27 protein-coding genes, 1 tRNA gene and 1 riboswitch are annotated in these 22,269 nt (G+C 60.3%); of the genes, 21 read left to right on the top strand and 7 right to left on the bottom strand.

Features of this window, described 5'->3' with window-relative positions; all coding sequences use genetic code 11:
- The first annotated feature begins 131 nt into the window (after nt 1-131).
- Nucleotides 132-719 carry an imidazoleglycerol-phosphate dehydratase HisB gene (gene hisB, locus ACR0EL_RS06400; protein ID WP_480498934.1) on the top strand — a complete coding sequence of 196 codons (588 nt, stop codon included), beginning with the start codon at nt 132-134 and terminating at the stop codon, nt 717-719.
- Complete coding sequence (gene hisH, locus ACR0EL_RS06405) at nt 720-1,358, top strand: imidazole glycerol phosphate synthase subunit HisH (RefSeq protein WP_480498935.1); 639 nt, start codon at nt 720-722, stop codon at nt 1,356-1,358.
- Between the two features lie 4 nt (nt 1,359-1,362).
- Here hisH and ACR0EL_RS06410 read toward each other — a convergent pair whose 3' ends face one another.
- The gene (locus ACR0EL_RS06410) at nt 1,363-1,764 is read right to left on the bottom strand and encodes a DUF2147 domain-containing protein (protein ID WP_480498936.1); all 402 of its coding nucleotides are present in this window, start codon (nt 1,762-1,764) and stop codon (nt 1,363-1,365) included.
- 134 nt (nt 1,765-1,898) lie between these two features.
- Here ACR0EL_RS06410 and hisA point away from each other — a divergent pair, with 134 nt between their 5' ends.
- Together hisA and ACR0EL_RS06420 are read left to right on the top strand one after the other, a co-directional pair.
- Entirely contained in the window at nt 1,899-2,621 is a 723-nt protein-coding gene (hisA, locus tag ACR0EL_RS06415; RefSeq protein ID WP_480498937.1) for a 1-(5-phosphoribosyl)-5-[(5-phosphoribosylamino)methylideneamino]imidazole-4-carboxamide isomerase, read from the top strand.
- Between the two features lie 4 nt (nt 2,622-2,625).
- Complete coding sequence (locus ACR0EL_RS06420; RefSeq protein ID WP_480498938.1) at nt 2,626-3,090, top strand: DUF2867 domain-containing protein; 465 nt, start codon at nt 2,626-2,628, stop codon at nt 3,088-3,090.
- 3 nt (nt 3,091-3,093) lie between these two features.
- On the opposite strand, the gene ACR0EL_RS06425 is transcribed toward ACR0EL_RS06420, so the two are convergent.
- Nucleotides 3,094-3,540: a DUF302 domain-containing protein gene (locus tag ACR0EL_RS06425; protein WP_480498939.1), complete on the bottom strand. Its 447-nt coding sequence runs from the start codon at nt 3,538-3,540 to the stop codon at nt 3,094-3,096.
- 120 nt (nt 3,541-3,660) lie between these two features.
- On the opposite strand from ACR0EL_RS06425, the gene hisF reads away from it, so the two are divergent.
- The 3 genes from hisF to ACR0EL_RS06440 all read left to right on the top strand — a co-directional run bounded on the left by hisF (nt 3,661) and on the right by ACR0EL_RS06440 (nt 5,359).
- On the top strand, nt 3,661-4,422 hold the full coding sequence (gene hisF, locus ACR0EL_RS06430) for an imidazole glycerol phosphate synthase subunit HisF (protein WP_480498940.1): 762 nt from the start codon (nt 3,661-3,663) through the stop codon (nt 4,420-4,422).
- Entirely contained in the window at nt 4,419-4,727 is a 309-nt protein-coding gene (locus ACR0EL_RS06435) for a phosphoribosyl-ATP diphosphatase (RefSeq protein WP_480498941.1), read from the top strand. Before hisF ends, ACR0EL_RS06435 begins: the two co-directional genes overlap by 4 nt.
- Before the next feature lie 65 nt (nt 4,728-4,792).
- A complete protein-coding gene (locus ACR0EL_RS06440; RefSeq protein ID WP_480498942.1) occupies nt 4,793-5,359 on the top strand; it encodes a hypothetical protein in 567 nt (188 codons plus the stop codon).
- A gap of 2 nt (nt 5,360-5,361) precedes the next feature.
- Here the strand turns inward: ACR0EL_RS06440 and ACR0EL_RS06445 are convergent, their stop codons facing one another.
- From ACR0EL_RS06445 to rlmB, 4 genes are all read right to left on the bottom strand, one after another.
- Nucleotides 5,362-5,832 carry a CoA-binding protein gene (locus ACR0EL_RS06445; RefSeq protein WP_353008277.1) on the bottom strand — a complete coding sequence of 157 codons (471 nt, stop codon included), beginning with the start codon at nt 5,830-5,832 and terminating at the stop codon, nt 5,362-5,364.
- Nucleotides 5,833-6,030: 198 nt separating this feature from the next.
- Nucleotides 6,031-6,483: a YHS domain-containing (seleno)protein gene (locus ACR0EL_RS06450; RefSeq protein WP_480498943.1), complete on the bottom strand. Its 453-nt coding sequence runs from the start codon at nt 6,481-6,483 to the stop codon at nt 6,031-6,033.
- A gap of 105 nt (nt 6,484-6,588) precedes the next feature.
- On the bottom strand, nt 6,589-6,903 hold the full coding sequence (locus ACR0EL_RS06455; protein ID WP_480499011.1) for a hypothetical protein: 315 nt from the start codon (nt 6,901-6,903) through the stop codon (nt 6,589-6,591).
- Nucleotides 6,884-7,657 (bottom strand): 23S rRNA (guanosine(2251)-2'-O)-methyltransferase RlmB, encoded by a 774-nt coding sequence (rlmB, locus tag ACR0EL_RS06460; RefSeq protein ID WP_353008280.1) that lies wholly within the window; start codon nt 7,655-7,657, stop codon nt 6,884-6,886. The genes ACR0EL_RS06455 and rlmB overlap by 20 nt, the downstream gene beginning before the upstream one ends.
- 116 nt (nt 7,658-7,773) lie before the next feature.
- Here rlmB and ACR0EL_RS06465 point away from each other — a divergent pair.
- The 8 genes from ACR0EL_RS06465 (at nt 7,774) to cobJ (ending at nt 16,365) form a co-directional block, all read left to right on the top strand.
- Nucleotides 7,774-7,857: transfer RNA gene (locus ACR0EL_RS06465), tRNA-Tyr, on the top strand.
- Nucleotides 7,858-8,093: 236 nt separating this feature from the next.
- Nucleotides 8,094-8,299, top strand: a riboswitch (cobalamin riboswitch).
- A gap of 83 nt (nt 8,300-8,382) precedes the next feature.
- Nucleotides 8,383-8,763: a DUF1636 domain-containing protein gene (locus tag ACR0EL_RS06470; protein ID WP_353008281.1), complete on the top strand. Its 381-nt coding sequence runs from the start codon at nt 8,383-8,385 to the stop codon at nt 8,761-8,763.
- Nucleotides 8,760-9,815, top strand: a complete 1,056-nt coding sequence (gene cobW, locus ACR0EL_RS06475) for a cobalamin biosynthesis protein CobW (RefSeq protein WP_480498944.1) — start codon at nt 8,760-8,762, stop codon at nt 9,813-9,815. Before ACR0EL_RS06470 ends, cobW begins: the two co-directional genes overlap by 4 nt.
- Nucleotides 9,816-9,820: 5 nt before the next feature.
- A complete protein-coding gene (gene cobN / locus ACR0EL_RS06480) occupies nt 9,821-13,114 on the top strand; it encodes a cobaltochelatase subunit CobN (protein WP_480498945.1) in 3,294 nt (1,097 codons plus the stop codon).
- Nucleotides 13,111-14,250 (top strand): precorrin-3B synthase, encoded by a 1,140-nt coding sequence (cobG, locus tag ACR0EL_RS06485; RefSeq protein WP_480498946.1) that lies wholly within the window; start codon nt 13,111-13,113, stop codon nt 14,248-14,250. The genes cobN and cobG overlap by 4 nt, the downstream gene beginning before the upstream one ends.
- Nucleotides 14,250-14,879, top strand: a complete 630-nt coding sequence (locus tag ACR0EL_RS06490; RefSeq protein ID WP_480498947.1) for a precorrin-8X methylmutase — start codon at nt 14,250-14,252, stop codon at nt 14,877-14,879. The genes cobG and ACR0EL_RS06490 overlap by 1 nt, the downstream gene beginning before the upstream one ends.
- Nucleotides 14,876-15,604: a precorrin-2 C(20)-methyltransferase gene (locus tag ACR0EL_RS06495; protein ID WP_480498948.1), complete on the top strand. Its 729-nt coding sequence runs from the start codon at nt 14,876-14,878 to the stop codon at nt 15,602-15,604. Before ACR0EL_RS06490 ends, ACR0EL_RS06495 begins: the two co-directional genes overlap by 4 nt.
- Nucleotides 15,601-16,365, top strand: coding sequence for a precorrin-3B C(17)-methyltransferase (gene cobJ, locus ACR0EL_RS06500; RefSeq protein ID WP_480498949.1), 765 nt, complete (start codon nt 15,601-15,603; stop codon nt 16,363-16,365). Before ACR0EL_RS06495 ends, cobJ begins: the two co-directional genes overlap by 4 nt.
- On the opposite strand, the gene ACR0EL_RS06505 is transcribed toward cobJ, so the two are convergent.
- A complete protein-coding gene (locus ACR0EL_RS06505; RefSeq protein WP_480498950.1) occupies nt 16,356-17,087 on the bottom strand; it encodes a cobalt-precorrin-6A reductase in 732 nt (243 codons plus the stop codon). The genes cobJ and ACR0EL_RS06505 overlap by 10 nt on opposite strands.
- Between ACR0EL_RS06505 and cbiE the strand changes: the two genes are divergently transcribed.
- From cbiE to cobF, 6 genes are read left to right on the top strand one after another with little or no spacing between them, the layout of a single operon-like run.
- Nucleotides 17,086-18,285, top strand: coding sequence for a precorrin-6y C5,15-methyltransferase (decarboxylating) subunit CbiE (gene cbiE / locus ACR0EL_RS06510; RefSeq protein WP_480498951.1), 1,200 nt, complete (start codon nt 17,086-17,088; stop codon nt 18,283-18,285). The genes ACR0EL_RS06505 and cbiE overlap by 2 nt on opposite strands.
- On the top strand, nt 18,282-18,650 hold the full coding sequence (locus ACR0EL_RS06515) for a cobalamin biosynthesis protein (protein WP_353008291.1): 369 nt from the start codon (nt 18,282-18,284) through the stop codon (nt 18,648-18,650). The genes cbiE and ACR0EL_RS06515 overlap by 4 nt, the downstream gene beginning before the upstream one ends.
- Nucleotides 18,647-19,441 carry a precorrin-4 C(11)-methyltransferase gene (gene cobM, locus ACR0EL_RS06520; protein ID WP_480498952.1) on the top strand — a complete coding sequence of 265 codons (795 nt, stop codon included), beginning with the start codon at nt 18,647-18,649 and terminating at the stop codon, nt 19,439-19,441. Before ACR0EL_RS06515 ends, cobM begins: the two co-directional genes overlap by 4 nt.
- Nucleotides 19,428-20,750: a cobyrinic acid a,c-diamide synthase CobB gene (locus ACR0EL_RS06525; RefSeq protein ID WP_480498953.1), complete on the top strand. Its 1,323-nt coding sequence runs from the start codon at nt 19,428-19,430 to the stop codon at nt 20,748-20,750. The genes cobM and ACR0EL_RS06525 overlap by 14 nt, the downstream gene beginning before the upstream one ends.
- On the top strand, nt 20,747-21,475 hold the full coding sequence (cobA, locus tag ACR0EL_RS06530; RefSeq protein ID WP_480498954.1) for a uroporphyrinogen-III C-methyltransferase: 729 nt from the start codon (nt 20,747-20,749) through the stop codon (nt 21,473-21,475). The genes ACR0EL_RS06525 and cobA overlap by 4 nt, the downstream gene beginning before the upstream one ends.
- Nucleotides 21,468-22,211 (top strand): precorrin-6A synthase (deacetylating), encoded by a 744-nt coding sequence (gene cobF / locus ACR0EL_RS06535; protein ID WP_480498955.1) that lies wholly within the window; start codon nt 21,468-21,470, stop codon nt 22,209-22,211. The genes cobA and cobF overlap by 8 nt, the downstream gene beginning before the upstream one ends.
- Nucleotides 22,212-22,269 lie beyond the last annotated feature (58 nt).

Genomic DNA, 22,269 nt, shown 5'->3' on the forward strand with positions numbered 1-22,269 from the left:
TTGCACGCAGGCTGGCACGGGCCGCGCCCAGGTGCAATCCCCTGCAACAGTTTGCAGCGAAGGCCTCAAGCGGTCTGGATAGGCAGCCCGTCCGCGTCTATAAGCGCCCCTGTAGCAAAAGGAATTCGCCCATGCGCAGCGCTAAGATCAGTCGTCAGACCGCCGAGACCGAGATCTCGGTCGAGGTCAATCTGGATGGGACCGGCCAGTATGACAACCAGACCGGTGTTGGTTTCTTTGACCACATGCTGGATCAGTTGGCGCGTCATTCGCTGATCGACATGACGATCCGGGCCAAGGGCGACTACCACATCGACAACCACCATACGGTCGAGGATACCGGCATTGCGCTGGGTCAGGCGCTGACTCAGGCTTTGGGCGATAAAAAGGGGATTCGCCGATATGGTGAATGCCACCTGCCCATGGATGATGCGCAAGTGCGTTGTGCACTGGACCTGTCTGGCCGTCCGTTCCTAGTTTGGAACGTGGACCTGCCAACCCAGAAGATCGGCACGTTCGACACCGAGTTGGTGCGTGAGTTCTTTCAGGCGCTCAGCACCCATGGGGGCATCACCCTTCATATCGACCAGTTGCACGGCTTTAACAGCCATCACATTGCCGAAGCCACATTCAAAGCGGTTGCGCGGGCGCTACGCGATGCGGTCGAAACCGACCCGCGCAAGGCAGATGCGATTCCATCGACCAAAGGTGCCTTGTAGATGCTGACTGCCATTATCGACTACGAGAGCGGTAATCTGCACTCGGCCGAGAAGGCGTTTCAACGCATGGCACAGGAACAGAACGCGGGCGAGGTCGTGGTGACCTCGGATGCGAATGTTGTTGCACGCGCCGATCGGCTGGTGTTGCCCGGTGATGGAGCTTTTCCCGCCTGCGCGGCAGAGCTGCGGGGGCATAAGGGTATCTACGACGCCATGGTCGAAGCGGTCGAACAGAAAGGCCGCCCGTTTCTGGGCATCTGCGTCGGCATGCAGCTGATGGCAACAAAGGGCCATGAATACAGCGAAACCGATGGTTTGGGCTGGGTGGCTGGCGATGTGGTGCGGATTGAACCGTCAGATGCTGCGCTGAAGGTGCCACATATGGGTTGGAACAATCTGGTTCTGGAAAGCGATCACCCAGTGTTCAACGGGGTCGCATCCGGTGATCACACCTATTTCGTCCACTCCTACCATTTCCGTGTCACAGACCCGGCGCAGCGTTTGGCGTATGTGAAGTATGGGCAAGAGGTCACGGCCGTGATCGGCCGCGACACGATGGTAGGCATGCAGTTCCACCCCGAAAAAAGTCAGGATGTGGGCCTGCGCATGATCGGGAACTTCCTGACCTGGACCCCATAAAAGCTTATTGAACGCGCGTCCAAGTCTGCCCGCGGCAGACTAGGCCACCAGCGACACATCCTTTGACCGTCAGCTGGTTCTGGCTGTCCAGGGTCATCTTCGAATTGTAGGTCTTATCCCGATCCGGGGCCCAGATTTTGCCGCTGTCATAGCTTCCGCCACCTTCGGGCACCATGTCCCAGATGATCTGCTTGCCCAGATTCTCATAATCCAGTTGCTGATCACCGTTGCCATCAAAAGCGCTGTCGATGGTGCCGCAGATCGCGCTGCCACACTCACCGATGGAGACGTGCAGATACCCCCCGGTGTCACCCGGCTGTGTTTTCCACAACCCATCAACCGGGTCCGCCGCCATTGCGCCGGTCGCCAAGGTTGCAAAGACAACGGATGTTGCAAGTTTCTTCATAGTAACCTCCCTGATTTGGTGTCAGTCTGGCGTGCCATCGGGCATCGGACAAGATTGACTTTGCGTCGCGTTGCATCCCCGGCCCAGCTTGTGCGATATGCCGCCCATGTAACATTCAGATAAGGTCGCCCGACATGATCCTCTACCCCGCCATCGACCTCAAAGACGGCAACGCCGTGCGCCTGCTGCGCGGAGAGATGGATAAAGCCACCGTTTTCAATGAGGACCCGACCGCTCAGGCCCGTGCGTTTGTCGAGGCCGGGTGCGAGTGGTTACACCTTGTCGACCTGAATGGCGCTTTCGCGGGTGAGCCGGTAAATGCCGCCCCGGTCGAAGCGATCCTGAAAGCCTGCGATGTGCCCGCGCAGCTGGGCGGTGGTATCCGGGACATGGCAACCATCGAGACCTGGATCGACAAAGGGCTGGCCCGCGTCATTCTGGGAACAGTCGCTGTCGAAAACCCCGATCTGGTGCGCGAAGCGGCCAAAGCCTTCCCCGGCAAGGTCGCCGTTGGGATTGATGCACGCAACGGCTTGGTCGCAACCAAAGGCTGGGCTGAAGAAACAGACGTTCAGGTCACCGATTTGGCGCGCAGTTTTGAGGACGCAGGCGTTGCAGCGATCATCTACACCGACATCAACCGGGACGGGGCGATGCAAGGCCCGAATATCGACGCAACCGCCGCGCTGGCGAAAGCCGTTTCAATCCCTGTGATCGCTTCGGGCGGCGTCTCTTCGATTGAAGACCTGCTTGCCCTGCGCGATTGTGGCGCAGCCTTGAATGGTGCCATTTCCGGCCGCGCCCTTTATGATGGGGCGATCGATTTGAAAGAGGCTCTGACAACTCTCAGAGAATAGCGCGATGTTCCATTCCGCTGTCAAACGCACGGCGCTATCGGCCCGAAGCTTGCTTAACAAACGAATCAAACAGGGCGATTTCTTGGACTGTTTCAGTGTCGCGTCGGATTTATCCCCACGTCAGGCAGCAGAGATTATCACCAGCTTTCCGGCATGGGCCATGGCACTGGTTCGGCTACGCGGAGTATTGGTGGCGCCATTCGGGCTCAGCACCAGCGGGCCCAATGCGACCGACAAGGTAGGGATATTTCCGGTTGAGCATGACGATGAGACCGAGGTGATCGCAGGCTTCAACGACCGTCATCTGGATTTTCGTGTGTCGGTCTTGTCTGAAAATGGCCGTATCTCGCTGGCGACCTGGGTTCACCGGCACAATCTGGGCGGACGCTTGTACCTGGCAGCGATCCTGCCTTTCCACATCCTGATCGCCAGAAATGCGCTTGCACGCGTCAGTCGCGCAAGCGCCTAGGGCTTAACCAGCCGCCGCCGCAGTCAATTTGGCCAACGCTCCGCGCATTTTCTCGACAACGGGCGAGTTTTCGACGTCGTCCAACTCGTCCATCGTTTCTTTCGGGTCCTCATAGGCCAACCAGACCTGACCCTCTGCATCTTGATAGGCCTGCACCTTCAGCGGCAGGAACAGCCCTGCACGAGGGTCAATCAGCATGGCAGGCGTACCCAGGGCGGGGTTTCCGAAAATCAACACCTGGTTGGGTGGGATCGGCGTGCCCACCTTCTCGGCCCCTGCCGCGTGATCGATCCGCGCAAAAACGGTTGCGCCCGCATTGCCCACGGCGGCTTCCAATGCGTCCAGCGCCTCGGTCACGGATTTTTCGGTTTGTATCTTGATAATATCGTCAGCCATGGCGGTCAAAGCGCCTCCGATTGTGAAAACTGATGCCAGAAGAAGATGTTTCATTGCAGAAGTCCTTTTGCTGAATTTCATACCTAATTTCCATGGCTTCGCCGCAGATCACAATCACAAGTCTGGCATCGGCGGGGCTTTGCCGGTAGAGGTGCGCCAAGCAAAGGATGGTTCATGCTCAAGACCCGCATCATACCCTGTCTGGATGTTGCCGATGGCCGCGTGGTCAAAGGTGTGAATTTCGTGGGCCTGCGCGATGCGGGCGATCCGGTGGAGTCGGCCAAGGCCTATGACGCAGCAGGCGCGGACGAGATCTGTTTTCTTGACATCCACGCGACCCATGAAAACCGCGGCACGATGTTCGATGTGGTTCAGCGTACGGCTGAACAATGCTTTGTCCCCCTGACCGTTGGTGGAGGTGTGCGCACCAAGGATGATGTGCGCGCCCTGTTGCTGGCGGGCGCTGACAAGGTCAGTTTTAACTCGGCCGCTGTCGCCAACCCCGATGTGATCGCCGAAGCTGCAGACCAGTTTGGCAGTCAATGCATCGTCTGTGCCATCGACGCCAAAACCGTAAGACCGGGGAAATGGGAGATTTTCACCCATGGCGGGCGTAAACCCACAGGGATCGATGCGGTCGAATTCGCCAAGACTGTTGTAGCCAAAGGTGCAGGAGAAATCCTGCTGACGTCGATGGACCGTGATGGCACCAAGGCCGGATTCAACCTGCCACTGACCCGGGCGATCAGTAATGCAGTGGACGTGCCAGTGATCGCCAGTGGCGGTGTTGGTACCCTCGACCATCTGGTCGAAGGTGTAACCGAGGGTCGCGCGAGCGCAGTTCTGGCCGCCTCGATCTTCCATTTCGGCGAATACAGCATCCGCGAGGCCAAGGAACACATGGCTGCTGCGGGTATTCCGATGAGGTTAACATGAGCATTCTCCAAGAACTTGCCGCGACGATCGAAGCCCGCAGAGGGGCTGACCCTGACTCCAGCTGGACCGCCAAACTGCTGGCCAAGGGCCCAGAAAAATGCGCCGAGAAATTCGGTGAAGAAGCGATTGAGGCGATCATCGAAGCTGTCAAAGGCGACAAGGACAAGCTGACCTCCGAGGCGGCGGATGTACTGTATCACCTGCTGGTGATGCTTGCCGCGCGCGACGTTGCGCTGGATGATGTGCTAGCTGAACTCGAACGACGTCAAGGCACCAGCGGTATTGCAGAGAAGGCCACGCGCTAAGTAAGCTTTCGATATGTTAGTTCCAGCTTTATGATCCTTCGAGATATCCAATAGGGGAAATCGGAATGATCAGAGCTTTGGCCTTTGTTCTGGCTCTTGTGGGTTTGGCAGCCTGCGCTACCCCTCCCCCGCAGACTGGGGATGAGGTGCAGCGTCTTGCGGCCGAGATTCGGACTCTAGGGCCTGGGATTGACCCGGAAGAGGCCGACCGCGCCGCCCGGATCGCCTATGCCTACACAGCCCAGCTGGCGCAGGAATATCAGATCACTGATCCCCCGCTGATCCACAACACGAAGGTCAACAGGGGGCTGCGCCCGCGCGGGCTGTGCTGGCATTGGGCCGAAGATATCGAGCGTCGATTGAAGCAGGAAAACTTCGAAACACTTACGCTGCATCGCGCCATCGCCAATGCCGACAACCCTTTCCGCATCGACCACAGCACGGCGATCATCAGCCGCGCCGGAGACTCGATGTACGAAGGTGTTGTGCTGGACCCCTGGCGCTATGGCGGGGTTTTGTTCTGGTCCCCGGTGTCAGATGACAGCCGATATGACTGGGTTCCGCGCGATGTTGTTCTCGAAAAACGGCGCCTCGAACAGGTGGCGCGGCTGAAACCCTATGTCGCCAACTAGGTTCAAAGCTTCGATGAAATGATGCCGGTGCTGAACCCACCCATGCGCAGTTCGCCAAACAGGCGCTGATATTCGATTTTGGGGCAACGGTTCATTACCACATCCACCCCACGGGCCTGCGCCGTTTCAGCAGCCTCAGGATGCTCGACCCCGATCTGCATCCAGATGGTCCGAAGCTTGGGGAACACCTCCAGCGCCTCATCGACAATGGGTGGAACAGCCTCGGAGCGCCGAAATATATCGACCATATCGACAGGTTCAGAAATCTCGGACAGGGCGCCACGCACCGTCTGGCCAAACAAGTCCTTGCCAGCATGGCCCGGATTGACGGGGATCACCGCATATCCTTTCAACGAAAGATACCGCGCCACATAATAGCTGGGTCGCACCGGATTCATCGACACCCCAACCACCGCGATGGTTTTGGTGCGTTGCAGGATGGTTTTCAGATGATCGTCGGAATAATCAGCCATGGCCGCATCCTAATCACAGCCGCGAAAAAGAAAAAAGCGCCCAAGAAGCCTTGGGCGCCAGTTGTTGGAACGAGGGACAGTGAAATGACCCGCGGCAGTTCCGTTCCGCGGTCACTGTGACATTTAGGCATGATCTGGTTAAAAAAAAGACCAAGCGCTCATTTTTGTGATGACTTTTCACAAAAAACGGAAATTCGCTTAGTCTTCGTACAGAATGACGGGCCAATTTTCTTCGGCCAGATGGATATTTGCCGTCCTGTCCTGTTCCCAGATCTGCTCAACCGCCGGGGAATGAGTCAGATACAAACGCCCATCCACAACCTGCCATGCCATGGGGTCAGTGCTTTTCAGAACACCATTTGCCATCGCATAGGAACAATAGCCCCCGAACTGAGGCGCGAAGGCACGCGGGTTGCTTTCAAACCGCTCGCGATTTTCCTGCGACGCAAAATGCCACTGGGCCCCCTTCCACATAACGGCAATGCTTGGTTCACCACGAACCGGTACAGCACTGTCGAAATAGGACACCGGATCGTACCCCGCCATCGCGGCGCCATCGGTCGCAAAATAGACAGGTTTGTCCTGCGCCAAAGCGATAGGCGCCAAAGCGATGGCTGTCAGTATACCGAATATGAAACGGCGGTTTTGCATCTGGGTTCCGTAGCAAAGAATCGAGCAACTAAGATGCAACTTTTGAACCGCTGTGAAACCCCCGTTGACGTGGATGTGAACATCCTTGCGAATGCGCGGTAGCCTTTAATCAAAGATGTCTTCTATAACGTCCCAGGCTTCATCCAGAACGCGATAGAAAGTGCTCTTTTTCTTCTTCTTTTTTCGCGATTTCGGGGGTGCTACGTGGCTGATCGCCGTACGAGCAGACTTTGATTTCTGAACCTTGTGCTTTGGCAACATCTTAAGGTCGTGCAGGGGCGCACCGCAGCTTGAACAACTCAGCTCGTGCCGTTTCTTCCCGGTCAGAACCAGGGCAGCCCGAGTACCGCAATAGCAGCAGGTGGCGATTTTGGACGGTCCGGAAATAGCGATCTCCTGTCTAATGATGCCGAGAGGCATATAGGGCGATTGCGGCAGCATTTGAGACGTTCAGTGACCCAAATCCCCCGGATGCGTCAATTTTAACCAATTGATCTACAGTTTCTTTGGTCTTTTGCCGCAATCCCGGCCCTTCAGCACCCAATACCAGCGCCACAGGTCGATCCCTTTGGTCCCCCAGGGCTGTTTCAATAGTTTCATCCGCCTCGCCATCCAGACCAAGCACCAGAAACCCCATCGACTGAAGCTCGGTTATGGCATCGGCCAGATTGCGCACCCTTAGATAAGGCTGACGTTCCAATGCGCCGCTGGCGGTCTTGGCCAGTGCCCCGGTTTCAGGGGCCGAATGATGCCGGGTTCCGATCACAGCACTTGCACCCAGTACTTCGGCTGACCGAAGAATCGCACCTACATTATGTGGGTCCGTTACACGGTCCAGCAGGATCACCCGGGGATGTTCCCGTCCGATGCAGTTCTCGGCCAAACCGCCCCACTCCAGCGGCTTAACCTCAAGCGCTGCCCCCTGATGCACCGAACCCGCATCGATCGGGGCACTAAACTTGCGCGGATCAACCATCTCGGCCTCGATCCCCGCGAATTCAATGGCTTCGAGCAGCTTGTCCCGCGCATTTCGCGTCACAATCAGGCGCAGTTTCTGGCGTTTGGGGTTCATCAAGGCGTCGCGCACGGCGTGCAAACCAAACAGCCAAACCGTCTCTGCCGCAGCTGCTTTTCGCGCCTGTTCCTTTTCAACAACCCACTTGGGTTTTTTCATTCTGAGGGCCTCCGGGCCATGAATTCGCTTTCCTGCGTCAATGCCGTATTTTCCTGTTGACGCTCCTTTGGTGCGCTAGTAATCACGCCTCCACGTCAGGTGCAACGCCTGACAGTGGGCGACAGGCCGCAAGGTGTGGCAGGGGACTGTAACTCCCTCGCGGAGACGCACGCCTGGTTCGATTCCAGGGTCGCCCACCACTCTCACAAAGCTTCCAGATACCAAAGCAAAACGCCCCCGACTTTGGCCTGTATCTGCTGTTATGAAGAGCCGTCTAGTTATTCGTCAAACATTTGGTTCAGTGAAGTGGTCGCTGTAAACCTTTCGAAAGCCGCAGGCTAAGCCCAGCCATGCCGCCCAGCGACTGCCAGAGGTCGTTTTTCTGCACCCGGCGTTGCGGTTGTCGGCGACACGCTTGACAAGCACCGTATCAGTGCCGCATGTCCGATCCGTTGGTGTCCTCGTAAGAGGATGAAAAGGGAATGCGTCAACGGGTTTACCGCCAAACGCAGCCGCCCCCGCGACCGTGACCGGAGAGGGTGCCCAAAGCCACTGGCCAAAGGCTGGGAAGGCAGGACATCCGACAGGGTATACACCCTGACATCCGCAAGCCGGGAGACCTGCCAGCGCCCGAAGATGAAACCGGACGGGGTGTTCCGGTGTGGGGCTTGGATCGGCCCACATGAAACCCCGTCCCCCAGATTTGACTAAGGGGGATGAGAGAGATGAGTAAAGCCGCACCAGTTGAACTGCTGGTCTGCACGACATGCCGCCGTGGCCTAGCAATCGAAGATGACACCCAGCGCCCCGGCGCTTTGCTGCATAAGGCGCTTGAACAGGCGGGCGTGCCAGATGGAATCCACCTGAAACCCGTGGAGTGCCTGTCAAATTGCGATCAAGGATGTTCCATCGTACTGCGTGGCGGGCCCACGCGTTGGACTTTTGTCTACGAGAACCTCAACGAAACCGACCATGTCGAAACGATCATCGAAGGTGTGACCAAGTATTTGGCCACTGACGATGGTTTGGTCAAATGGCGCGAACGTCCTGAACATTTCCGCAAAAACTGTGCGGCCCGTATTCCCCCGATTGGAGCCCTAAAATGAGCAACTTGGAAAAACTCCCCGTCACCGTGATCACTGGCTTTCTGGGCTCGGGCAAAACCACACTGGTCAAGCATCTGATGCAAAACCCGCAGGGCAAGCGTCTGGCGGTGGTGGTCAATGAGTTCGGCGATGTGGGCGTCGATGGCGACATCCTGAAATCCTGCGCGATCCCGGATTGCCCGGCGGAAAACATCATGGAGCTCGCGAACGGCTGTATCTGCTGCACCGTGGCCGACGACTTCATCCCGACCATCGAAGCCTTGATGGCGCTGGAGCCGCGCCCCGATCACATTCTGATCGAAACCTCGGGCCTCGCCTTGCCTAAGCCGCTGCTGAAAGCGTTCGACTGGCCCGATATCCGCTCAAAAATCACCGTTGATGGCGTGATCGCGCTGGCCGATGCCGAAGCCGTCGCCGCCGGTCGCTTTGCGCCGAATGTGGCAGCGGTGGATGCGCAACGTCTGGCCGATGACTCGATTGACCACGAAACACCCTTGTCCGAGGTGTTCGAGGATCAGATTTCCTGCGCCGACATCATTCTGCTGACCAAGCCCGATCTGGCCGGTCCTGAAGGCGTCGCCAAAGCGAAAGAGATCATCGCCACTGAGGCCCCTCGCCCGCTGCCCGTTGTCGAAGTTGCCGAAGGCGCCGTGGATGTGCGCGTCGTTCTGGGTCTTGAGGCCGCAGCCGAGGATGACATGGATGCTCGTCCGTCGCATCACGACGGTCACCACGATCACGAGCATGACGATTTCGAAAGCACCATCGTCGAGTTGCCGGAACAATCCGATCCTGCCGATCTGGTCGCCAAGATCGAGCGTCTGGCCAATGAGCTGAACATCCTGCGCGTCAAAGGCTATGCCGCTGTTCGAGGCAAACCGATGCGCCTGCTGGTGCAAGCCGTGGGTGCTCGTGTGCGTCACCAGTACGACCGCCCGTGGGGGCCCGGTGAAGAACGCCGCTCGCGCATGGTGGTGATCGCTGAGCATGACGACATCAAAGAAGCAGAGATCCGCGATATCCTCACGGGCGTAACCGAGGCCGCTGAGTAAGGCCCATGCACGTCGTCTTCCGCGAAAGCCACGGGTTAGAAGAAACGGAAACCCCAACCGATCTGGGCCAGAGCCCGGCGGATTTGGTGGTGCTGTCCTTCTCGGACAGCGACCTTGGCGCTTTCGCGGCAGGCTGGCACCGTGGCGGCGGGCCCGAGGGGCGTATGCCCACGATGCGGTTGGCGAACTTGGCGGCGTTGAAGCATCCTCTGTCCGTCGACACCTACGTGGAACAGACGCTTGAGGGTGCGAAGGGCATTCTGATCCGCCTGATTGGTGGCGTGCCATACTGGGCCTACGGACTGCAGCAAGTTCTGTCGCTGGCGCAGGACAAGGGCATCGCGTTGGCCGTCTTACCCGCCGACGGGCGTGAGGACACGCGGCTGGATGAATATTCCACCCTACCCGTCTCGACCCTGCGCCGTCTGGCCCATCTTTGCGACACCGGCGGTGAAGTCGCAGCACAGGCCGCCTTAGCGCAGATGGCATTGGCGGCGGGGCTTTATGCCGGCCCTGTTATGGGGGCTAAGATCCTGCCCGAATCCGGCGCGTGGTGTCCTGATCGCGGCGTGATCCCGGTTGAGACTGCGTTTTCGGGCGACGCAAAACGTATCGTCGTCACGTTCTATCGCGCCTATCTGACCTCGGCGGACACGGCCCCCGTCGCCGCCGTGATCCGCAGCTTGCGGGATCGTGGGTTCGAGGCCGTCGGTCTCTTCGCCCCCTCGCTCAAGGCTCCTGCTGCCGCAGAATGGCTGCGCGACAACATCGTCGCACTGAAACCTTCGGCGATCATCAACGCCACCTCGTTCTCAGGCAAAGGCGCATCGGGTACGTCCCCTTTGGACGCGGCGGGCGTGCCCGTGTTTCAGATGGCTCTGGCCACGTCGCGCCGCAAAGCGTGGGCCGAGGCGGAACGGGGTCTCTCCCCTGCCGACCTCGCCATGCATGTGGTGCTGCCCGAGGTGGACGGGCGCATTTCGGCGGGCATTGCCTCGTTCAAAGAACCGGGCAAGCGCGATCCGCATCTGGAATATTCCCGCTTTGCCCACCGGGCTGAGCAAGAACGGATCGAAGCGATCATCGACCGTGTCACCGGCTGGCTGACACTACATGACAAGCCAAAAGCGGATCAGGTGCCCGCGCTTGTTCTGTCGACCTACCCCGGCAAAGATTGGCAAATGGCGCACGCGGTGGGTCTGGACGCGCTGGCCTCGGCCGAGGCGATGCTGGCCGATCTTCAGGCCGAGGGCTACAACACCGCACCGGCTGAGCCGATTGCTGAAACCCTGCTGGACGCGCGCATCTCATGGTCTTTGGAAGACTACCATGCGGCCCTAGCTGGCCTGCCCGAGCAACTGCGCGCCGATCTCCAAACCGTTTGGGGCAACCCCGAAGACGACCCAGTTTTTACCAAAGGCGCGTTCCACTTCACCGCCCTGCGCCGAGGCAACGCGCTGGTTGCACTGCAACCCGAACGCGGCATTCCTGAACTGCGCGATGACGACTATCACAACCTGTCTCGCACCCCGCGCCACGGCTATGTTGCCTTCTATCTGTGGCTCCGCAAAGGGCTGGGCGCAGACGCGCTGATCCATATCGGCGCGCATGGCACGCTGGAATGGCTGCCGGGCAAGTCCGTTGCTCTGTCTGCGAATTGCTGGCCCGAGGCGCTGATCCGCGACCTGCCAGTGATCTACCCTTTCATCGTCAACGACCCGGGCGAGGCCGCGCAGGCCAAGCGTCGGATCGGGGCTGTCACGCTGGGCCATATCCCGCCCCCGATGAAGGAAAGCGGGACGCCGGATCGCATGGTGCGTCTGGAATCGCTGCTCGATGAGTTTTCGAACGCGGACGGGCTGGACCCCAAACGGCGTGACCGTTTACAGGAGGATATCCGCGACGAGGCGCAGGCCATCGGTTTAGAAAGCGATCTGGGCCTCGATCAGGCGACCTGCACCGCGGAGGCAATCACCCGCATCGACCGCTTTGTCTGCGATATCAAAGAAAGCCAGTTCGGCGACGGGCTGCACATCTATGGCCGCGCGCCTGAGGTGTCCGGCACTTTCGACCCCGCGCCCTCGGCCCATGCGGAACGTAGCGCTCTGATCGACGCGCTGGCCGGGAAACGGATCGAGGCCGGGCCGTCCGGTTCCCCCTATCGCGGTCGCTCGGACGTTCTGCCGACCGGGCGGAACCTCTATACCACCGACCCCCGCTCGGTGCCCACGCGGGCGGCCTACACCCAAGGCGTCAAGCTGGCCGAGGAACTGGTCCGCCGCCACCTTCAGGAAGAAGGCGACTATCCCAAGGGGCTAATCGTCGACCTGTGGGGCTCGGCCACCATGCGCACGGCGGGTGAGGAATTCGCCATGGCGCTGCACCTTTTGGGCGTGAAACCGGTCTGGGACAAAGGGTCCGAGCGGGTCTCGGGGATCGAGGTGCTGCCGATCACTGACCTCAGCCGCCCGCGCCTAGACGTGACGCTGCGGGTCTCGGGCCTGTTCCGGGACGTCTTCCCAACCCTTTCGGCGCTTTACGGTCAGGCGATCCGTGCGTTGGCGGCGCGGGATGAGGCGACCGACTGGAACCCTTATGCCGGTCAAGCCCCGTCGGCCCGCGTCTTCGGCCCCGCCCCCGGCGGCTATGGCGTCAACATGACCCAACTGTCCGAAGTCTATACTGACGAGGCGCGCGTACAGGCGGGTGAGGCGTGGCTTGAGGCCAGCTCCTTCGCACTGGAGGGCGAGAATATCGTTCAGGACAAGGCGGGCATCACTCAACTCGTGGCGCACGCCGACAGTTTTGTTCACCTGCAGGACCTGACCGAGACAGACTTGCTGTTGGCAAATGACTACGCCACGCATGAGGCCGGTTTTGCCGCCGCCAAGAAGGCCGCAGGTGGGACCGCACAGCTGTATCATCTGGACAATACCAATCCCGAAAACCCACGCGCCCGCACCTTGCCGGAAGAGATCAGCCGCGTCGTCCACGCCCGCGCTGCCAATCCGGACTGGATCGCCGGGATGCAACGGCATGGCTTCCGGGGCGCGGCAGAGATAGCCGCGACGCTAGATCACATGGCCTCGTTTGCGCATCTCTCGGGCACGGTTGCATCGCATTTGTTCGACCTCTACCACGATGCCACACTGGGCGATGAAGACGTGGAGGCCTTCCTGCAGCAGGCCAATCCGCAGGCCCATCAGGCCATGCAGGACCGGTTCCGCGCACTGCTGGATGCCGGGTTATGGAAAACGCGGCGCAACTCGATCCGGGCGGATCTGGAGGGGCTGGGATGAGCGCGCCCACCCCAAAACCAGTCGTCCAAGGTTGGTGCCCCGGCGCCCACCGACCGATGATGTCAGGGGATGGGCTGGTGGTGCGCGTGCGCCCTCGTCTCGCACGGCTGACCGCACCACAGGCGCTTGGTCTGTGTGAACTGGCCCAGAAATACGGCAACGGCACAATCGACCTGACCAACCGTGCGAACCTGCAGTTGCGCGGCGTGCAGGAAGGGGAACACCAGGCTTTGCTGTCCGAGTTGTCCGCGCTTGGGCTGCTGGACACGGAGCCGAGTATCGAGGTTCGGCGCAACATTCTGGTCTCACCGCTTTACCAGCCGGGCGATCTGACCGCGCGGCTGACAAAGGAATTGATCGACCGCCTGAGCGAGCTTCCCGTGCTACCCGCCAAATTCGGCTTTGCCATCGACACCGGACCGGAGCGCCTGCTCGCGACGGATTCGGCCGATATCCGGTTGGAGCGTTCCGCCGATGTCCTGATCCTACGCGCAGATGGGGCAAAGACAGGACGAGCAGTCTCGGAGGCCGAGGCCATTGATCACCTGGTTGCTCTGGCCACGTGGTTTGCCGAGATGTTCACGCCGGACACCCGCCGCATGGCGCGGGCCGTGGCGGCTTTTGGTCTGCCTAAGGAGTGGCAGGGCCGCGACCCCGGACCCATCGGCGCATCGTTGCAACCAGGCGCTTGCGATCTGGGCAGCCTATACGGCGCGGCCTTCGGGCAATTGCCCGCAAACGAGTTGCACGTGCTGATCCGCGACAGCGGCGCCTCGGCCTTACGTTTCACCCCGTGGCGACTGATCCTGCTGGAAGGCGGGGCGGCGATACCCGCCCCGGGCTTCGTCACGGACGGCACCGACCCGCTGATGACCGCCGACGCCTGCCCCGGGGCGCCGCTCTGCCCGCAGGCGCAGGTGGAAACCCGCAAAATCGCCCGAGAATTGGCCCCGCTTGTACCCGGCACACTTCATGTTTCGGGCTGTTCCAAAGGGTGCGCCCGGATGGGCCCGGCGGATGTGACTTTGGTCGGCCAGAACGGACGATTTGATCTTGTCAAACAGGGCCGCACAGGGGATGAGCCAATCCTGCGTGGGCTGAACCCCGAAACACTGATGACGATGGACTTCACCTGATGCCCTACACATACGAAACCGACGGCGCGGCGATCTACAGGGAAAGCTTTGCCACCATCCGGTCCGAAGCCGATCTGGCCCGGTTCGACGCCGACGAAGAGCAGGTCGCCGTTCGGATGATCCACGCGGCTGGCATGGTCGGGCTGGAAGAGTTCGTCCATTTCTCACCCGGTTTCGTATCCTCCGCGCGGACCGCGCTGGAAGGTGGCGCGCCGATCCTGTGTGACGCGCGTATGGTGAGCGAAGGCGTAACCCGGTTCCGCCTGCCCGCCGAGAATGAGGTGATCTGCACCCTGCATGACGAACGCGTGCGACCACTGGCCGCCGAGATGAGCAACACGCGTTCAGCCGCCGCGCTGGAGCTGTGGCGTCCGCATCTTGAGGGCGCTGTGGTCGCCATCGGCAACGCGCCGACGGCTTTGTTTCACCTGCTGAACATGCTGGAGGACCCCGATTGCCCACGCCCCGCCGCCATCATCGGCTGCCCGGTGGGCTTTGTCGGCGCGGTCGAATCCAAGGACGCCCTGTGGGAGGCACAGCCGGTGCCGTCGTGCATCGTCAAAGGGCGTCTGGGCGGCAGTGCCATCACCGTTGCCGCCGTGAACGCCATCGCGAGCCGCGCCGAATGAGCGGCGGCACCATATACGGCGTTGGCCTCGGCCCCGGTGACCCCGATCTGATGAGCGTTCGGGCCGACCGTTTGCTGCGCAATGCGCGCCATGTGGCGTTCTTTCGCAAGCCGGGCCGCAACGGTCAGGCGCGCAAGATTGTGGATGGCATGATACCCGGCATTGCGACGGAGTTCCCGATGGAATACCCCGTCACCACGGAAATTCCACTGTCTGATCCGCGCTATAACGCCTTGCTCGCTACGTTTTATGAAGACTGCGCCGCGCATCTGAAAAACCTGTCCAACACAGGTGAAGATGTCGTGGTATTATGCGAGGGTGACCCGTTTTTCTATGGCTCATTCATGCATCTTTACAGCCGCTTACGAGATGAAGCTGAAGTTGAAATCGTACCCGCGATCACAGGCATGTCCGGTGCCTGGACCGCAACGGGCGACCCGATCACTTGGGGCGACGACGTCCTGACTATTCTGATGGGAACATTGCCCGAAGACGATCTGGCCCGTCGCATGGCGCAAACCGACGCGTTGGTCGTTATGAAAATCGGGCGCAATATCGAAAAGGTCAAACGCGCCTTGAAAACCGCAGGCTTGTATGACCGCGCCTGGATCGTGGAATACGCCCAGATGCCCAATCAGCGGGTCTGCAAACTTTCCGATGATTGCGAAGAGATCACGCCCTATTTCTCGATCATCATCGTTCACGGACAGGGACGGCGGCCATGACGGGTTGGGTCAAGATTGCCGGGCTTGGCCCCGGGGATGAAGCGCTGGTAACACCCGAAGTCACAGCTGCCTTGGCCGAGGCTACGGATTTGGTTGGCTATATCCCCTATGTCGCACGCGTGGCAGATCGCGCGGGGCTAACCCTGCATGCCAGCGATAACCGCGTTGAAATCGACCGGTCCCAGCATGCTTTGAAGATGGCATCCGAGGGGAAACGGGTTGTTGTGGTCTCGTCCGGAGACCCCGGCGTGTTTGCCATGGCCGCCGCCGTGTTTGAAGCGATGGAAAACGGGCCCGTTGATTGGCGCGATATCCCTGTCGACGTGTTGCCGGGCATTACGGCCATGCTGGCCGCCTCGGCCCGCGCGGGTGCGCCACTGGGGCATGATTTCTGCGCCATCAACCTGAGTGACAACCTTAAACCCTGGTCGCTGATCGAAAAGCGGCTGCGTCTGGCCGCACAAGGCGATTTCGCCATGGCGTTCTATAACCCACGCTCAAAGTCTCGCCCACAAGGGTTTGTAAAGACGCTGGAAATCCTGCGAGAGGAATGCGAGCCAGAACGGTTGATCCTGTTTGCCCGCGCCGTGTCGCGTGCGGATGAGGCGATCCGGATTTCGAAATTGGCCGAAGCGACGCCCGAAATGGCCGATATGCAGACCGTTGTGATCGTCGGCTCCTCCCTAACCCGCGTGATCGAACGCGAAGGCGCGCCGATTGTCTACACACCAAGGTTCACTTTGGCCGAGGGTCAGGAATGATCAAGCCAGTCCAAAACCTGATCGACCGAAGACAGTTCCTGCCTAGGCGGCAGGCTGGGGCGGTCGATCATCAGGACAGGCACATCCAGCGTCCGCGCAGCATCCAACTTGGCGCGCGCACCCGTGCCGCCTGCGTTCTTCGAAACAACAAGTTCGGTGCCGTGGTTTTTCATCAGCGCAACATCGTCTTCAACCGTGAAGGGCCCACGCGAGACCACTATATCAGCGTTGGGCAGAGGTACAGTTTCCGGTTCATCGACCAGTCGCAACAAATAATGATGCTGAGGCTGAGCCGCGAAATCCTGCAAATGCATTCGACCCACAGCCAGAAACACGCGCCGAGCGGGACCGTCAAGCGCCGCTACAGCTGCCGGAATATCCGACACATGTTGCCAGCGATCACCCTCTTGCGGGCTCCAGGCAGATCGGGTCAAAGCGGCAAGCGGAACATCCGCCGCTTTGCACGCAGCTATGGCGTTGGCGCTCATCTTTGCTGCGAAGGGGTGCGTTGCGTCCACAACATGCGTGATGGCGTTGTCGCGGATGTATTCGGCCAGCCCGTCGACTCCTCCGAACCCACCCACGCGAACCGGAAGAGGTTGCGGGCGAGGATTGTCCACGCGCCCGGCATAGGAGTAGATTGCATTCATCCCCCGTTCGGCAAGGCTGCGGGCCAGGGCGTTGGCCTCGGTCGTGCCGCCAAGAAGCAGGAGTTTGGGCATGCATGAAGCTCCGTGGCTGACCATTCTGGGACTGGGCGAAGATGGACTGGATGGCCTGCCACCCGCAAGTCGTCAAGCCCTGGATCGGGCCGAAGTCGTCATCGGCCCGCCACGGCATCTGTCGCTGGTTCCAGAAACTCAGGCCGAACAGATCGAATGGCCCGTGCCGTTTGCCGATGGGATACCCATTCTAACCGACCTGCGCGGGCGACCCACGGTTGTGCTGGCATCAGGTGATCCGTTCTGGTTTGGCGCGGGCTCGGTCATTGCCCGGACCTTTGATGCGGGCGAATGGATTGCCTTGCCGGGTCAATCCACCTTTTCGCTGGCCGCTGCCCGGTTGGGTTGGCCATTGGAAGCCACACTGACCTTTGGACTGCACGCCGGGCCCTTGACCCGGTTGCGCCCACATCTGGCGGCGGGCCTGCGCGCGATCCTGTTGCTGCGCGATGGCAAGGCGGTGGCCGAACTGGCAACCTATCTGACAGAGACCGGTTTTGCCGACAGCGCCCTGCACGTGATGCAAGCCCTTGGCGGACCGCGCGAAAACACGCAGACGGTTTCGCTGACCGAAGCCCTGCTGGGCACTTTTGATCATCCCGTTTGCGTTGGGCTTGAGGTTACCGGTCCCGGCCTGTCCTTCCCCAAAGCTTCCGGCAAGCCAGACGACATCTTTGAAACCGATGGTCAGATCACCAAACGCCCCATCCGCGCGCTGACCCTGTCGGCGCTGGCACCGCAAAGGGGCGAGCATCTGTGGGACATTGGTGCCGGTACCGGGTCTATTAGCATCGAATGGCTGATGTGCGATCCGACCTTGACCGCCACCTCGATTGAACCACTGGCCGAGCGCGCAGACCGCATTAGGCGCAACGCGGACACGCTGGGGCAGGATCGATTGGAAGTCATTCACGGCACCGCGCCTGAGGCTTTGTCAGGCTTGGCTGATCCAGATGTTGTATTCATCGGCGGCGGCTTGTCCGAGGCCTTGCTGGTCTGGTTGCGCGACAGTCTGCCAAAGGGCACGCGGCTGGTCGCGAATGCAGTAACGCTCGAGAGCGAGGCGCTGCTGGCGCGGTGGCATGAAACGCTGGGCGGTGACTTGCTACGGATTGAATTGGCGCAGGCGGGCCCTCTGGGTCCCCGGCGTGGATGGAAATCCGCCTACCCGGTGGTGCAGTGGAGCGTGACCCTATGATCGTCGCCGGTCTTGGGTTTTCTAACGCCGCCACAGTCGACAGCCTGAAGGCGGCCTATGATCAGGCGTCCTCGGGCCATGCGGTGGATGCGTTGGCCACGGTCGTAGACAAAGATGGGCACCCCGCTTTGGCGGGCTTCGCTGCGACCCTAGGCTTGCCGTTACACTTGATCGCGCCTGCTGATCTTGCCGAACAACGTACCCTGATATGTTCACCCCGCAGCCGCGCCAGCTATGGCACCGGCAGCGTGGCAGAGGCATCTGCATTGGCCGCCGCCGGATTCGGCGCGCGGCTGATTACACCCAGACAGATTTCACACGACCGGCTGGCCACCTGCGCCATCGCCATCGGAGGACAGACATGACCGTTCATTTCATTGGTGCCGGACCGGGTGCCGCCGACCTGCTGACCTTGCGCGGGCGCGATATCATCGCCTCTTGCCCGGTGTGCCTTTATGCCGGGTCGCTGGTTCCGGAAGAGATTCTTAGCCATTGCCCCAAAGGCGCGAAGATCGTGAACACCGCGCCGATGGATCTGGATCAGATCATGGCCGAGATTGACGCTGCTCATCAGGCAGGTCAGGACGTGGCACGTTTGCATTCGGGTGACCTCTCGGTCTGGTCCGCGATGGGCGAACAGATACGACGATTGAAAGAGATGGGTATTCCGGTCAGCGTCACCCCCGGCGTGCCGTCCTTTGCGGCAGCAGCTGCGGCTTTGGGCACCGAACTGACGCTGCCCGGTCTGGCACAATCCGTGGTTTTGACCCGTACGCCCGGCCGGGCTTCATCAATGCCCGAGGGTGAGACACTGAAAAACTTCGCGCGCACCGGGGCCACACTGGCCATTCACCTTTCGATTGGCAATCTGGACAAGGTTATCGCTGACCTGACCCCAGCCTACGGCGCGGATTGCCCGGTGGCCGTTGTCTATCGCGCCAGTTGGCCGGATGAGCGGATCATCCGTGCGACCTTGGAAACGCTGAAAGACGCGTTGGACGAAAGCATTTCGCGTACCGCTCTGATCATGGTCGGACCCGTGCTGGCAGGTGAAGGGTTTGACGAAAGCTGCCTGTATTCAAAGACCTATGACCGTCGGTATCGTCCGCAAAGCGCGGATAGCCCATGGTCCAGCTGGGAACATGGCGATGACTAATCCTCCGGGCATACTGATTTCCGCGCCGTCTTCGGGCACAGGAAAAACCACTGTCATGCTGGGGCTGTTGCGGGCATTGGCCGAGGATGGGTTGACCGTGCAGCCGTTCAAAAGCGGCCCCGACTATATCGACCCGGCTTTTCACCGCGCAGCTGCGGGGCGGGCCTCGTTCAACCTGGACAGTTGGGCGATGGATGATCCGCTTCTGAGCGCGATCTCTGCTCAGGCAGAAGGGGCGGATATTGTGGTCGCTGAAGGCTCGATGGGTCTGTTCGATGGCGTGGCCAAACCCGGCGAGCTGGGCCATGGCTCCAGCGCCGAGACCGCGCAGCGCATGGGCTGGCCGGTGGTGCTGGTGCTGGATGTGGGCGGACAGGCGCAATCGGCGGCAGCCACGGCACTGGGGTTCAAGATGTACAATCCCGATCTACCCTTTGCAGGCGTGATCCTGAACCGCTGTGCCAGCCCACGCCACGAGCGACTGACCCGGCTAGGGATGGAGCGTGCAGATCTGCCGGTTTTAGGCGTGCTGCCAAGACGCGGTGATCTGACCCTGCCTGAGCGGCATCTGGGTTTGATCCAAGCTGTTGAGCATCCCGATCTGGAAAGCGCCATCGTGGGTTATGCGGCGTTCCTGCGCGACCATGTAGATCTGGAGGCGATCAAGCGGGCGGCCTCCTCAGGCCCGGTTGGGCCATCGTCAGCCGCGCTGCCGCGGCCCCCGGCCCAACGGATCGCATTGGCGAGGGATGCAGCGTTTTCCTTTACCTATCCCCATTTGCTAGAAGGCTGGCGCGCAGCCGGGGCCGAAGTGCTACCGTTCTCACCCTTAGCGGATGAAGCGCCGGCGGCGGATGCCGAACTGGTTTGGCTGCCCGGGGGATACCCGGAACTGCATGCCGGCAAACTGGCAGCGGCAAACACCTTCCTAAACGGACTGCGCCGCCATGCTGAAACCAAACCGGTGCATGGCGAATGCGGCGGCTACATGGCTTTGGGGGAAGGGCTAATCGATAAAGACGGCACACGGCACCAAATGGCCGGGTTGCTTGGGCTGGTCACCTCCTACGAGAAGCGCAAATTCAATCTGGGTTATCGCCGGGCTGAATTGCTGGCCCCGATGCCGGGGCTTGCAGCAGGTGCAGCCCTGCGCGGGCATGAGTTCCACTATTCTTCGATCGTTGACCAACCCGATGCGCCGCTTGCGCGCGTCTTTGATGCCGAAGGCACGGAAGGTCCCCAAACCGGGTCGGTGCGTGGCAATGTCACCGGTACGTTCTTTCACCTGATCGCTGAGGCCTCGGCATGAATGGGTTTGTCTCGTTCATCGGCTCTGGGCCTGGTGACCCGGAACTATTGACGCTTAAAGCCGTGGACCGGCTAGGAAAAGCCGATGCAGTACTGTTTGATGACCTGAGCAGCGGCCCGATCCTGAGCCATGCCCGCGAAGATGCGGATTTGGTTGGGGTTGGCAAACGCGCTGGTCGCCCATCGCCGAAGCAGAACCATGTCAGTCGCTTACTGGTCGAATACGCGCAAACAGGACAGCACGTGGTGCGACTGAAATCCGGGGATGGCGGGTTGTTTGGACGGTTGGAAGAGGAACTGGTCGCGTTGCGTGAGGCCGGGATCGACTATGAGATCATACCGGGCATCCCCTCTGCCGTCGCGGCGGCTGCCTCAGCTGGCATCCCTCTGACACGCCGCCTGACCGCGCGCCGGGTGCAGTTTGTGACCGGCCATGATGTAAGCGGGCAATTGCCCGAAGACCTGAACCTGCTTGCCCTGGCCGATGGGCTGGCCACAACGGTTGTATTCATGGGCAAGCGCACCTTTCCCTTGCTGGTCGAAGCGCTGCATGCACATGGCCTGCCGTTGGAGACCCCTGCCTTGCTGGCGGAATCCGTTTCGACCCCGGATCAGGCCCTTCATCGTTCGACCATCGGCGCATTGGCCGACAAGCTGAAATCCGAGATCGGAACAGCCCCGGCCCTGATCCTCTATGGCCCACTCGCGGAATTCGAAGATGTATGAGCTGACCCTGATCGGTATCGGCACCGGCAATCCCGATCATCTGACCCTTCAGGGTGTGCAAGCGATCCGAGAGGCCGATCTGATCCTGATCCCGCGCAAAGGCGAAAGCAAAGCGGATCTGGCCGGGGTGCGGGAAGAGATCATCGCAAAGGCCTGCGAGACGCCACCTCAGATCGCCTATTTCGATATCCCCACGCGCCGCTCGGATGAGGGATATCTGCAAGGTGTCGACGACTGGCATGACGCCATCGCATTGCGCTGGCAGGCAGCCATTGCAGAGTACCCGGATGTAACCAAAGTGGCGCTGTTGATCTGGGGCGACCCATCGCTCTATGACAGTTCTCTGCGCATCGCAGCCCGATTGCACCCGCAGCCCCGCAAACGCGTCATTCCGGGGATCACCGCTCTACAAGCCCTGACCGCCGCGCATGCGATCCCGATCAACGATATTGGCGCACCTTATGTGGTCACAACCGGTCGGCGCTTGCGTGACGAAGGGTGGCCTGCGGACGCATCAAAAGTTGCGGTGATGCTGGATGGGGAGTGTTCATTCCAAAGCCTTAATATAGCAGGTTATGACATCTGGTGGGGCGCTTATGTCGGAATGAAGGAAGAAATCCTGATCCATGGGCCACTGATCGACGTCGCCCAACAGATATTGGACACCCGCGCCAAAGCCCGCGCCGATCACGGCTGGATCATGGATATCTATTTGCTGCAAAAATCCACACGGTGATGTGAGTGCAAACCCCGTCAAACTCTGGCATCAAGATGTGAATACTTGACGGAGATCT

Source organism: Ruegeria sp. AH12, assembly GCF_056541465.1.